This window comes from Thermosynechococcus sp. QS41 (assembly GCF_031583515.1).
Lineage (GTDB): Bacteria > Cyanobacteriota > Cyanobacteriia > Thermosynechococcales > Thermosynechococcaceae > Thermosynechococcus.
Genome location: NZ_CP134181.1, coordinates 432,200 through 444,908, shown reverse-complemented (window position 1 = coordinate 444,908; position 12,709 = coordinate 432,200). Strand labels below are relative to the sequence as shown.

At 54.7% G+C, this 12,709-nt stretch carries 7 protein-coding genes, 1 tRNA gene and 2 pseudogenes; 7 read left to right on the top strand and 3 right to left on the bottom strand.

Annotated elements, in window-relative coordinates; translation table 11 throughout:
• The first annotated feature begins 16 nt into the window (after positions 1–16).
• The 4 genes from RHJ80_RS02070 (at position 17) to RHJ80_RS02055 (ending at position 7,580) form a co-directional block, all read left to right on the top strand.
• Positions 17–1,885, top strand: a complete 1,869-nt coding sequence (locus RHJ80_RS02070; protein ID WP_302678714.1) for a DNA-directed RNA polymerase subunit gamma — start codon at positions 17–19, stop codon at positions 1,883–1,885.
• Positions 1,886–1,904: 19 nt separating this feature from the next.
• Positions 1,905–5,885: a DNA-directed RNA polymerase subunit beta'' gene (locus RHJ80_RS02065; RefSeq protein WP_310801368.1), complete on the top strand. Its 3,981-nt coding sequence runs from the start codon at positions 1,905–1,907 to the stop codon at positions 5,883–5,885.
• 196 nt (positions 5,886–6,081) lie between these two features.
• The gene (locus RHJ80_RS02060; RefSeq protein WP_302677174.1) at positions 6,082–6,912 is read left to right on the top strand and encodes a M48 family metallopeptidase; all 831 of its coding nucleotides are present in this window, start codon (positions 6,082–6,084) and stop codon (positions 6,910–6,912) included.
• Positions 6,913–6,914: 2 nt separating this feature from the next.
• Entirely contained in the window at positions 6,915–7,580 is a 666-nt protein-coding gene (locus RHJ80_RS02055) for a cytochrome b/b6 domain-containing protein (protein ID WP_310801367.1), read from the top strand.
• On the opposite strand, the gene RHJ80_RS02050 is transcribed toward RHJ80_RS02055, so the two are convergent.
• The 3 genes from RHJ80_RS02050 to RHJ80_RS02040 form a co-directional block, all read right to left on the bottom strand.
• Complete coding sequence (locus tag RHJ80_RS02050; RefSeq protein WP_310801366.1) at positions 7,564–8,166, bottom strand: HAS-barrel domain-containing protein; 603 nt, start codon at positions 8,164–8,166, stop codon at positions 7,564–7,566. The two genes, RHJ80_RS02055 and RHJ80_RS02050, sit on opposite strands and share 17 nt — an antisense overlap.
• 3 nt (positions 8,167–8,169) lie before the next feature.
• Positions 8,170–8,376, bottom strand: a complete 207-nt coding sequence (locus RHJ80_RS02045; RefSeq protein ID WP_315862972.1) for an NAD(P)H dehydrogenase subunit NdhS — start codon at positions 8,374–8,376, stop codon at positions 8,170–8,172.
• 137 nt (positions 8,377–8,513) lie between these two features.
• Positions 8,514–8,605: transfer RNA gene (locus tag RHJ80_RS02040), tRNA-Ser, on the bottom strand.
• A 225-nt stretch (positions 8,606–8,830) separates the two neighbouring features.
• Here RHJ80_RS02040 and RHJ80_RS02035 point away from each other — a divergent pair.
• The 3 genes and pseudogenes from RHJ80_RS02035 to RHJ80_RS13170 all read left to right on the top strand — a co-directional run.
• Positions 8,831–10,588 carry a TolC family protein gene (locus RHJ80_RS02035; RefSeq protein WP_310801364.1) on the top strand — a complete coding sequence of 586 codons (1,758 nt, stop codon included), beginning with the start codon at positions 8,831–8,833 and terminating at the stop codon, positions 10,586–10,588.
• A gap of 3 nt (positions 10,589–10,591) precedes the next feature.
• Positions 10,592–11,167 (top strand): annotated as a pseudogene (locus tag RHJ80_RS02030) (GDP-mannose 4,6-dehydratase); the annotation flags it as partial.
• Between the two features lie 1,032 nt (positions 11,168–12,199).
• Positions 12,200–12,709: pseudogene (locus RHJ80_RS13170) on the top strand (GDP-mannose 4,6-dehydratase); the annotation flags it as partial.

Below are 12,709 nucleotides of genomic sequence, written 5' to 3'. Positions count from 1 at the left end.
AAGGATTTGTGAGTTTATGCCCAGAATCGAGCAACGCTTTGATTATGTAAAAGTGTCTCTCGCGTCACCGGAGCGCATCATCCAATGGGGGCAGCGCACGCTCCCCAACGGTCAAGTGGTGGGCGAGGTGACTAAACCAGAAACCATTAACTATCGCACCCTCAAGCCGGAGATGGACGGCCTCTTCTGCGAGCGGATTTTTGGTCCTGCTAAGGATTGGGAGTGCCACTGCGGTAAATACAAGCGGGTGCGCCATCGTGGCATTGTCTGCGAACGTTGTGGCGTTGAAGTCACCGAATCGCGGGTGCGCCGCCATCGCATGGGCTACATTAAGTTGGCTGCCCCAGTGACCCATGTCTGGTATCTGAAGGGGATTCCCAGCTACATGGCGATCCTGCTGGATATGCCCCTGCGGGATGTAGAGCAAATTGTCTATTTCAACTCCTATGTAGTGCTAGATCCGGGCAATCACCCCGGTCTCAGCTACAAGCAGCTCCTAAGCGAAGATCAGTGGCAGGAAATTGAAGAAGAGATCTACAGCGAAGACTCGGAGCTAGAGGGTATTGAGGTGGGTATTGGGGCTGAAGCCATTCAACGCCTGCTTCAGGCTTTAGATCTGCAAGGGGAGGCCGACCAACTGCGGCAGGAAATCCTCAACTCCAAGGGGCAAAAACGCGCCAAGCTGATCAAACGGCTGCGGGTCATTGACAACTTCATTGCCACTGGAGCAAAGCCGGAGTGGATGGTTTTGACGGTCATTCCCGTGATTCCACCGGATCTGCGGCCAATGGTGCAGTTAGATGGCGGGCGTTTTGCCACCTCTGACCTTAATGACCTGTACCGCCGCGTCATTAACCGCAACAACCGCCTTGCCCGCCTGCAAGAGATTCTCGCCCCCGAGATTATTGTGCGGAATGAGAAGCGCATGCTTCAAGAGGCGGTGGATGCCCTGATTGATAATGGTCGTCGCGGTCGTACGGTAGTGGGCGCCAATAACCGTCCCCTGAAGTCCCTTTCCGACATTATTGAGGGGAAACAGGGTCGCTTCCGCCAAAACCTGCTGGGGAAACGGGTGGACTACTCCGGTCGTTCGGTGATTGTGGTGGGGCCAAAACTGCAAATGCACCAGTGCGGCCTGCCTCGGGAAATGGCCATTGAACTCTTCCAGCCCTTTGTGATTCACCGCTTGATTCGCCAACAAATTGTCAACAACATTAAGGCAGCAAAGCGGATGATCCAGCGCAATGACCCCCAAATTTGGGATGTGCTGGAGGAGGTGATTGAGGGTCACCCCGTGCTGCTCAACCGGGCGCCGACCCTCCACCGTTTGGGGATTCAGGCCTTTGAGCCGATTCTGGTGGAAGGGCGTGCCATTCAACTGCACCCCTTGGTGTGTCCTGCCTTCAACGCGGACTTTGACGGTGACCAAATGGCGGTGCACGTGCCCCTCTCGATTGAGGCTCAAGCGGAGGCGCGGATGCTGATGCTAGCCTCAAATAATATTCTGTCGCCGGCCACGGGCAAGCCGATTATTACTCCCAGCCAAGACATGGTTTTGGGTTGCTATTACTTGACGGCAGAAAATCCGAAGCTGCCAGATTATAGCGATCGCTACTATGCCAACTTCCAAGACGTGGTCATGGCCTACGAACAGGGACACTTGCCGCTCCATGCCTTTGTCTGGGTGCGCTACGACGGTGAGGTGGACGATGGTGATACCAGTGAACCTCAGATTACGACCTATGAAGATGGTTCCCGTTTACTGGAGTATTCCCTGCGGCGGGTCAAGGAGGATGCTAACGGTCAACTGATTTCCCAATACATCCGCACCACCCCCGGTCGCATCATCTACAACCAAACGATTCAAGAAGCCCTAGCCAGTTAATTTGGGAGACCCCAACACCATGACTGAGAAAAAGCCTGTTTTCTTTAACCGCATCATTGACAAAAAAGGCTTGCGGAACCTAATTGCTTGGTCGTTTAGCAACTTTGGCACCGCCCGCACAGCGGAAATGGCCGACAAAGTCAAAGACCTTGGCTTTCGCTATGCCACCCGCGCCGGTGTCTCCATCAGTGTTGATGACCTGCTCGTGCCCCCGAAAAAACAGGAACTCCTCGAAGCTGCTGAAAAGGAAATTAAAACCGCTCAAGAGCGCTACTCGCGGGGTGAAATTACGGAGGTAGAACGCTTCCAGAAGGTGATTGACACTTGGAACACCACCAACGAAGAACTGAAAAACGAGGTGGTGCGGCACTTCCGTAATACTGATGTCCTCAACTCCGTGTATATGATGGCCTTCTCGGGGGCACGGGGGAACCTCTCGCAGGTGCGCCAGTTGGTGGGAATGCGGGGGTTAATGGCCAATCCCCAAGGGGAAATCATTGACCTGCCGATTAAAACCAACTTCCGCGAAGGGCTGACGGTGACGGAGTACATTATCTCCTCCTACGGTGCGCGTAAAGGACTGGTGGATACAGCACTGCGGACGGCGGACTCCGGTTACCTGACCCGGCGCTTGGTGGATGTCTCTCAAGATGTGATTATCCGCGAAGAGGATTGTGAAACGGAGCGGGGCATTACGCTGCGCAGTATGACGGTGGGGGATAAGGTACTGGCGCTAGAGGATCGGCTTTTGGGTCGAGTGGTGCTCAATGATGTCTGCCATCCGGAAACGGGCGAAGTGCTGGTGGCCAAAAATCAAGCCATCTCTGCTGATCTAGCGAAGAAAATTGTTGATGCGGGTATCGAAGAAGTAGTGGTGCGATCGCCTCTTACCTGCGAGGCCACTGGCTCTGTGTGTCGTCTCTGCTACGGCTGGAGCCTTGCCCATGCCCAACTGGTGGATATGGGGGAAGCGGTGGGAATTATTGCGGCTCAATCCATTGGTGAACCTGGTACACAGTTGACCATGCGCACATTCCACACCGGTGGGGTGTTTACGGGGGAAGTGGCTCGCCAAGAACGCGCTCCCTTTGCTGGCACGGTGGAGTACGGCAAGAAATTACGGGTACGTCCCTACCGCACTCGTCACGGGGATGATGCCTTTATTGTCGAAACCGCTGGCAAGCTTGTGATCAAAGGTGGTCAGCAAAGCCAAGAATTTGACCTCTCCCAAGGGTCAATTGTGCTAGTGGCAGAGGGTGAAACCGTTGCAGCGGGTCAATTGTTGGCGGAAGTGGCGCAGGCCTCCCGCAGTGTCCGCAAGTCCACGGAGAAAGTGACCAAGGATGTGGCCTCGGATTTGGCGGGTCAAGTGAAGTTCGTCAACCTCGAAGCAGAGGAGAAGCGCGATCGCCAAGGCACCACAACGCGCATTGCCCCCAAAGGTGGCTTGATTTGGGTACTGTCTGGGGAAGTCTATAACCTGCCCCCCGGTGCGGAGCCAGTGGTGAAAAATGGCGATCGCATTGAAGCCGGGGCCGTGCTGGCAGAAACTACGGTGAAAACCGAGCATGGCGGTGTCGTGCGTCTCCCTGAGCAACAGGACAGCAAAGGCGGTCGCGAGGTGGAAATTATTACTGCCTCGGTGATGCTCGATAAAGCCAAGGTGCTCAAAGAAACCCAGCAGGGACGCGAGCATTACATTATTGAAACCGCCACTGGTCAGCGCTTCTCCTTGAAAGCTGCCCCCGGTACGAAAGTTGCCAATGGTCAAGTGGTGGCCGAACTCATTGACGATCGCTACCACACCACGACTGGCGGTATCCTCAAATATGCCGACATTGAAGTGGCCAAAAAAGGCAAAGCCAAGCAGGGCTACGAAGTCCTCAAGGGGGGGACGCTCCTGTGGATTCCCGAAGAAACCCATGAGGTCAATAAAGACATCTCGCTGCTCATGGTCGAGGACAACCAATACGTCGAAGCAGGGACGGAGGTTGTCAAGGACATCTTCTGTCAAAACAGCGGTGTCGTCGAAGTCATCCAGAAAAACGACATCCTGCGGGAAATTATTATCAAGCCCGGCGAACTGCACCTTGTGGATGATCCGGAAGCCGCGCGGCTGAAGCATGGTGTGTTGGCGCGTCCGGGTGAAGAGGTACTCCCCGGCCTTGTGGTCGAAACCCTCTCGCAAGTGGATTATCTGGAGGACACTCCCGAAGGACCAGCGATTCTGCTGCGCCCCGTTCAAGAATTTAGCGTGCCTGATGAGCCATCGGTACCCAGCCAAGACTCCAGTGATAGCTCAGGACAGTCCATTCGCCTGCGGGCTGTGCAGCGGTTGCCCTACAAACACGATGAGCGAGTTAAGTCCGTTGATGGCGTTGATCTGCTGCGGACACAGTTAGTCCTTGAAATTGGCAACGAAGCCCCCCAACTGGCTGCTGACATTGAAATTGTGACGGATGAGGTGGATCCAGAAGCCCAGCGCCTCCAACTGGTGATTCTGGAATCCTTGGTGATTCGCCGTGACATTGCTGCCGATCAAACCCAAGGCAGTACGTTTACTTCCCTCTTGGTCAAGGATGGCGATCACATTGGCCCCGGTGCCGTGATTGCCCGCACGGACATCAAAGCCAAGCAGGCAGGTGAAGTGCAGGGGATCTTGCGCAGTGGGGAATCGGTTCGCCGTATTCTGGTCGTTACTGAGAGCGATCGCCTGCGGATCGAGACCAACGGGGCTAAACCCACGGTCAAAGTTGGCGATCTCGTGCGTCCCGGCGATGAACTGGCCAAGGGGGTGACTGCCCCAGAAACAGCAGCGGTCATGGCGGTGGCCGATGAGCACGTGATCCTGCGCTTAGCTCGTCCCTACCTTGTCTCGCCGGGGGCAGTGCTGCAAATTGAGGACGGTGACCTTGTGCAGCGCGGGGATAACCTCGCCCTGTTGGTGTTTGAGCGGGCGAAAACGGGGGACATTATTCAGGGGTTACCTCGGATTGAAGAACTCCTTGAAGCGCGCCATCCCAAGGAAAAATGCGTGCTGGCTGTGCGCCCCGGCACCTGTCAAGTCACCTACAACAGTGATGACAGCGTAGATATCAAAGTCATTGAAGAGGATGGCACGATTCAGGAATACCCTGTTCTGCCGGGTCAAAACCCCTTGGTGGTGGATGGTCAAAAGGTCAATCTCGCTGACCCCCTCACCGATGGCCCTGTGGATCCCCACGACATCCTCTCCATTTACTTTGAGTACTACAAACCCCAAGGGTTGCTCAAAGCCGCCCAAATTAGCCTTGAGAAGGTGCAATCCTTCTTGGTCAATGAGGTGCAGTCGGTGTATCTCACCCAAGGGATTGAGATTGCCGATAAACACATTGAGGTGGTCGTCCGCCAGATGACCTCGAAAGTACGGATTGATGATGCCGGCGATACAATCGTTCTCTCTGGGGAACTCATGAGTCTGCGCCAAGCGGAGCAAGCCAACGAACCCATGGCACTCACCGGTGGTGCACCTGCCCAATATACCCCTGTCCTCTTGGGGATTACCAAGGCTTCGCTGAATACCGATAGCTTTATTTCAGCCGCCAGTTTCCAAGAGACAACACGGGTACTCACGGAAGCAGCCATTGAAGGCAAGTCCGATTGGCTGCGGGGACTCAAGGAAAACGTCATCATTGGCCGTCTCATCCCAGCGGGCACCGGCTTCAACAGCTACGAGGAAAGTAGCAACGGCGACGAAGAGTGGGAAGAGGGTGAAGATCGCTTGGGTCAAACCCACGTTATCAGCCCTGAACCCGAACCCCCCTCAATGACGGTCAATGTGACCGCTGACCTCGGTGAGGATGTCCTCATTGACGATGAAACGGCGCCCCACGTGATTGAAAAAATCACTGGACGGACTCGCGATTTTGAATTCGCCAGTAGTGATGCTGACGATGAAGAGGACGAACTCCTAGACGAGGACGATGACTATGGGGAGGAAGAGGAGGATGACGCCTTTTAACTAAAACTCCCTTGACTAAAGAAGGCTACGGTAGAGGTTAGCACCTAATCTAGGAGCAAGCCACTTGCCGTAGCTTTTTTTGGTCTCAGGTCGCAGATCATGCCCAACACCGCCGAACGTTTTGGCAGGGATGCGAGAAACCTGTGCCATACCCTAAAATTGGCAGTAGAGGGGTCAAAGTAAAAATCACGATTTCATGCCTGTTCCAGCGTATTCCAGCCTGAGGGCTGATCAGTTTCGTCATCCCTGCGATCGCGAGGCCACCCAAGCCCTCCAACAACTGCCGGGGTTAGATCTTCTCGTGCGATCGCTCCTAGGTTCGGTGGCGGAGCAGGCCTTTTATCTTGAAAATATTGGCAGCAGTCTGCGCCTAAGTGAACAGCAACTTCCAGACATTTACGGGCTTCATATCGAGGCTTGCCGTATTTTAGGCCTAGAGCCACCCCAACTGTATCTGAAACAGCATCCTGTCCCCAATGCCTATACCTTTGCCATGCGGGGCAAGCAGCCCTTTGTGGTACTGCACTCCTCCCTTGTGGAATTGCTGACACCCAAGGAATTGCAGGCAGTACTGGCGCACGAGTTGGGACATCTCAAGTGCGAGCATGGCGTGTATCTGACGATCGCCAACCTGCTGCTGTTTGCCACCAGTCAACTCTCCCCTTGGGGCTTGCTCTTGGCGCAAGGACTGCAAACCCAATTGATGCATTGGTTGCGCTGTGCTGAACTCACCTGCGATCGCGCGGCCTTGTTGGTGACCCAAGACCCGCGGGTTGTGGCCTCGGTGCTGATGAAACTCTGTGGTGGCTCGCCCCAGTGGAGCGATCGCCTGAATCTCGATGCCTTCATTGCCCAAGCACGTGACTATGAGGCCGCTGATCGGGGTTGGTACAACCTTTTCAAGGAATTGCAGGCCAGTCAACTGACTCACCCACTACCGGTGCTGCGGGCTCGGGAAATTCTAGATTGGGCGGAAACGCAGCAGTACGATCGCCTCGTCAAGCAATTACATCCCGCTCGTCAATAACGATGGCCAAACCGATTCCCTATCAACCCCTTCTGCTCCGCCTTGCCCATGGGGCGATCGCGATTTTGGTACTCCTCGCTCTCATCTCAGGGTTTTGGGTCTATAACACCTACGATGGCCGCTGGGGATCACTGCCCCTACCCAAGATTCCCGATATTCAAGGCCTCCACGGGACGATTGCCCTCGTCCTTTTATTGCTGTTTCCCTTCTTTGCGCTCTACTGCTTTCATTGGGGCGATCGCCGGCTGTTGCACAAGAAATCCTTGGCGCAACTTTCCCAAGGGAATTGGCACGCTTGGCAACGGTTGGCAAATACCCTAATGCTAGTGGCCGTCACGTTTGCCCTTATCAGCGGGCGGATGATGCAGGAGGAGTGGTTGCCCACAGGCGAGCTAAATCGAGGCTGGTACTTGGCTCATTTAGGGGCTTGGAGTGTGGTGCTCCTGAGTTTGCTGTCTCACTTGATTCTGGGGGCAAAGGCAGGGGGGCGGCCACTTTTGGTTTCAATGGTGAGTTTTGCAATCCGCCCAGAGGAGCGGCGGATCGGGAACTGGTGGCGTGGCGGTAGGCTCAAGCCTTCCAATCAAGTGTTGTTGAGCCTAGAAATTGTTATTTTGCTGGGGATGGTGATTGCTTTTGTTTTGCCCGCTATCATAACTGCTCGATAATGCCCCGCAGGCGATCGTAGTCATCCTTGAGGAGTCGGTTCAGGTATTGGGCTGCCTGCACCAGCCACTGGCGATCGCGCTGGCGGAGTTGATACAAGGAACGCAGCGTTGCCGCCACCAAGGCATCGCCGGGACCATAGCGCAGGGTCAACAGTGTTCGCAAAAAGGTCAATGTACCACTGAAGGCAATCACTTCCTCAACAGGACAGCCATAGACCTGCTGGTGCATTTGGGGTGGGCGGGGGGGCAAGTGGTGATAAAAGCGTTCCTGTTCCTGAAAGCCAGTGATGGCGATCGTGATCTCCGTTTTCAACAGGGTAAAAATGTGGGGCTGCTCCTGCCGTAGTTGCTCTAGGGATAACCCCAAGGCGGTGGCACGGTGAATGGTGTCGAGGGGAGCCGTCACCACATAGGCAACAACGCCGTAGATCACGCGATCGCCTTCAGGAATCCGCACCCAACTACCCAAGGCGGGCACCACGGGAAAATCGAGGCTAGCGGGTTCGTGGCACTGCGCAATGCAGTGATCCGTTGCTGTCTGGATAATTTCCGCAAAGGGCTGGGGGGGAGGCGATCGCCGCGCCATCGTTTACTTTTTCGCTTTCGTTTTTCCCTTGGGCGTGGTCACCACTGGCTCTAGCTCACTGAGCTGAAACGTAACCAATTTATCCCAGTTCCCGCCTTCAAAGAGCACTGCCACTTTGCCATCTGTAACCCGCTGTACAATCCCCTGAAATTGGTAGTAGGTATCGTTGGGATTGGTGACCTTCACGGTCATACCGGGGAGAATTGTCATTGCTAAGTCGCTGGCCATTGTCTCATCCCAAAGAGGTCATGTGCCTTTATTATCCCCTGACCTTGGCCGCTTCCAACTGGAGTTAGACTTGCAACAAGATTCAGTCTCCGCAATGGGTTGGATGATCTTTTCTTCAACGGAGAGGGAGGGATTCGAACCCTCGGATAGGAGTTACCTGCCTATCAACAGATTAGCAATCTGCCGCTTTCGACCACTCAGCCACCTCTCCTTTTTGAGGGTTCCTTATTGTAGATCAGTTTTCTCCCCCTTTTCAATCCTCGTGGTCTGCGGCTGTTGCTCTAGGGGGCGATCGCAATCGAGAATCCATGCTAGAGTTTTGCAGAATGGGTGTGTTGTGGGAGTGAAGCACATGGCTGGATGCTGGCAAGCTTTAGCGGTGCTTAGGCGAATTCCTCTAGGGGCTGAGTTGAGTAGGTTGTGCGTCTAAGTCCTCATGATGAATGCTCTTGCCTTGAATCCCAAGACAATGCTGATGGCCGGACTCCTCGCGATCGCCCCCGTGACGCTGTCTAGCTCGGTTCAAGCTACACCCACCACGACTCCAGTGGCACAGGCATCTTCCCAAACGCCAGCCTCGGATGTCCTCACGCCCCTCAACCCCAATCCCGATAGACTGGCGCTTCCTGAGACGGTCAAGATTGATCTCAATCAACCCCTTACCCTCGAGCAAGCGATTGAGGTGGCGATTCGCAATAACATTGGCCTACAGATTAGTGAGCTACAACTACAACGGGCACGGGCACAACTGCGACAGGTGCAAGCACAGCTTTATCCCACCCTTGCGTTTCAAGCCAGCATTGGCCAAAATACCTCCCCCGGTGGCCAGCCTGCCTACCTGCCCCTCAACTTTCAGCAGCAACTCTCTTTACAACAGCAGCAACAGCAACAGGCGCAGCAACAGCTTCTCACGCAGCAACTGGCCGCCAGCCGTATTTTGAATACTCAGGTGCAACGACTACAACAGCGATTTCAAGGCCCCCAACTCACGGCGTTTTCGGATCAGCAAAACCTTGAGCTGCAACAGCAACTGCAACAACTGCAAAATAGTGCCAGTCAGGCGGCTACCCCCTCCAACTTCACTCCCATTACCCTTGCACCAGTAAATCAACTCAATTTTACGAACTTTTTCACCAATCTTTTTGGGGCAACGAGTGGGGCAACATCGAATGCAGTCCTAGTGATGAACTATACGTTGTTTGCGGGGGGCGGGCGATCGGCGGCCATTGCAGCAGCTCGCGACCAAGTGCGCTTCAGTGAACTAGAGGTACAACGCCAACTTCAACAACTGATCCTTGATGTAACCAGTGATTACTATCTGGCGCAACAGGCCAAGGTTCAGGTGCAAATTGCTGAAGCTGCCGTAGCCAATGCCCAAGTGACCCTGCGGGATGCGACGGCCTTTGAGCAAGCCGGGATTGGGACGCTCTTGGATGTGTTGACCGCAGAGGTGAGCCTTGCCAATGCCCAACAAAACTTGAGCCAAGCGCGCCATTTGGAAATCACCACCCGGCGACAGTTGGCGCAGCGCTTAAATGTGAATCAGACGGCGGATGTGGCGATCGCTGACCGCGTTGAACCCGCTGAAGAATGGTCACTTTCCCTTGAGGATAGTATTCTCCTTGCTTATCAGAACCGTGTTGAGCTAGAGCAGCGGCTGCTACAGCGCACGATTGCCCTGAACAATCGTCAGGTAGTATTGGCGGCTACCCGTCCCCAACTGAGTCTCTTTGCCAGTGGCAATCTGCTGGACAAGGTCACCGATGATCTGGCACCTCGTTTTGGCTATGGGGTAGGACTGCAAATGCAATTAGCCCTCTTTGATGGCGGCAATGCCCGCGCCAGTGCGGCTCGCCAAGAAGCCCTTGCAGCAACCGCTGAGGAACAATATGCCAATCAGAAAAACATCATCCGCCTAGAGGTGGAAACAGCCTACACCAATCTCAGAGCCAATGAGAAAAACATTGCTACAGCACGGACAGCGGTTACCCAAGCCACTGAAGGGCTGCGCCTCGCTCGGCTGCGTTTTCAAGCGGGGGTAGGAACGCAACAAGAAGTCACTAATGCCGAAACGAATTTGACCCAAGCCCAAGGGAACCTTCTTGCTGCCATTTTGAACTATAATCGCTCCCTAGCCGCATTAAAGCGGGCTGTGGGCTATCCAGAACAAACACGTTTAGGCGCAAGGCAATAAAGGATGGGCGATCGCAAGCGGGCATTAATTACGGGTATCACAGGTCAAGATGGTTCCTATCTGAGTGAACTCCTGCTTGAAAAGGGCTATGAAGTTCACGGCATTATTCGCCGCACCTCCACCTTTAACACCGATCGCATTGACCACATTTACGTTGACCCCCACCAAGAGGGCGCTCCCCTGCGCCTGCACTATGGCGATCTCACCGATGGCGGTACCCTACGGCGGATTTTAGAACTGAGCCAGCCCGATGAAATTTACAATTTGGGAGCGCAATCCCATGTGCGGGTGAGCTTTGATGCGCCGCAATACACCGTCGAAACGGTGGCCATGGGGACGCTGCGACTCCTAGAGGCGATTCGCGAATACCAAGAGCGCACGGGCAAACAGGTGAAGTTTTACCAAGCGGGTTCCTCGGAGATGTTTGGCCTTGTGCAGGAAGTGCCGCAGCGGGAAACGACCCCCTTTTATCCCCGCAGTCCCTATGCCTGTGCCAAGGTCTATGCCCACTGGCAAACGGTGAATTATCGCGAGGCCTATAATCTTTTTGCCTGTAATGGGATTCTCTTTAACCATGAGTGTGTGACTGGCACCACACCAGTGATTCTGCGGCGGCGGGGACTGATGGATATTCTGCCCATTGCCGATGTTGTTCCCCATCGCAGTGATCCCAAGCAGGGTAAACGCTACACAACCGACTTGGCACCCGAGGATCGCTTTGAGGTCTGGGATGCCGAAGGCTGGACCAGTGTGACCTGTATGACGGCCACTTGGAATGGCGGCGATAAAACCGTTCATCGGATCATGGCAGGGGCGGCTCTCTACGAAACAACTGCTGATCATCAAGTTTTTGTCCTCGATAGGGAAACGCCCTGTGCGAAAGAGACACAGCAGGTTCAGGTGGGCGATCGCCTTGCCCTCATTGATCTGCCCCCCCCTACGGAGCAAGTGGATGTCAGCCCCAGCGAAGCTTGGCTCCTCGGGATTCTAGTTGCAGAGGGGCATCTTACCCCTGACGGTAAAGTGAAAGTCGCTAGCCAAGACCCAGAATTATTGGCGCGGGTCAGTGCCACATGGCGAAAAGTTGCCGCAGGATATACCAGTGAGTACACTGCTGCGAGCAGCTTCCCAAACGCTCAGCCTGTGACCCAACTGCATCTCAATGGCAATTGCGACTATGGCCGCTACCTCTACCCCCAAATCTATACCCGTGAGGGTCACAAGCGGATTCCCCAACGCATTCTCAACGCTGATCATGCGGCTCGCTTGGCGTTTCTTGAGGGCTTTAACGCTGGGGATGGTTTGCGCACTACCCCTTGTACCTATGAATTTCAGGGCTTTTGCACGGCTTCACCCGTATTGGCGGCAGGCCTCTATTGGTTGGTGAGCACCACCTTAGAGCAGCGTATTACCCTTGGCCTCGAAGAACGGGGCGATCGCACCTACTACAAGCTGAATTTGAACAGTCCCCAGACCACCCAATCGGGACAGCATCTCTGTAAACCCAAGGACGAAGTCATTAAAGCCCACGCGATCGCCCATGAAGGATGGGTATTCGATTTGGCAACCACCTCTGGCACCTTTCATGCCGGTATTGGCCAAGGCTGGATCCATAACTCCCCGCGGCGCGGTGAAACATTCGTGACCCGCAAAATTACCCGTGCCGTTGCCCGCATTGTGGCTGGCCAGCAAAACAAGCTGTATTTGGGGAACCTAGAAGCGAAGCGAGATTGGGGCTACGCCAAGGACTATGTGCGTGCCATGTGGCTGATGCTGCAACAGGAGCAACCCGATGACTATGTGGTGGCCACAGGCGAAACCCACTCCGTGCGGGAATTTTTAGAACTCGCCTTTGGTCATGTCGGTCTCAACTGGCAGGACTATGTGGAATTTGACCCCCGTTATTTGCGTCCCACAGAGGTGGATTTACTCTTGGGGGATCCAACCAAAGCCAAAACCGTTTTGGGCTGGCAGCCCTCGGTTACCTTTCCGGAACTGGTGGCGTTGATGGTGGAAGCGGATCTCCATGCGGTGGGGATTCAAGGAACAACCCCCAAAACCACCTCCGACACCGTGCTGGATCTCATTGCCCAGCGGCAGTTTATCAGTAAGGCAGACTAG

What these genes read in the sequence shown, in the direction of transcription:
- RHJ80_RS02045 (WP_315862972.1), bottom strand. Translation starts at nt 8,376, where the DNA reads ATGACAATTCTCCCCGGTATGACCGTGAAGGTCACCAATCCCAACGAT.
- RHJ80_RS02070 (WP_302678714.1), top strand. Translation starts at nt 17, where the DNA reads ATGCCCAGAATCGAGCAACGCTTTGATTATGTAAAAGTGTCTCTCGCG.
- RHJ80_RS02060 (WP_302677174.1), top strand. Translation starts at nt 6,082, where the DNA reads ATGCCTGTTCCAGCGTATTCCAGCCTGAGGGCTGATCAGTTTCGTCAT.
- RHJ80_RS02035 (WP_310801364.1), top strand. Translation starts at nt 8,831, where the DNA reads ATGATGAATGCTCTTGCCTTGAATCCCAAGACAATGCTGATGGCCGGA.
- RHJ80_RS02050 (WP_310801366.1), bottom strand. Translation starts at nt 8,166, where the DNA reads ATGGCGCGGCGATCGCCTCCCCCCCAGCCCTTTGCGGAAATTATCCAG.
- RHJ80_RS02055 (WP_310801367.1), top strand. Translation starts at nt 6,915, where the DNA reads ATGGCCAAACCGATTCCCTATCAACCCCTTCTGCTCCGCCTTGCCCAT.
- RHJ80_RS02065 (WP_310801368.1), top strand. Translation starts at nt 1,905, where the DNA reads ATGACTGAGAAAAAGCCTGTTTTCTTTAACCGCATCATTGACAAAAAA.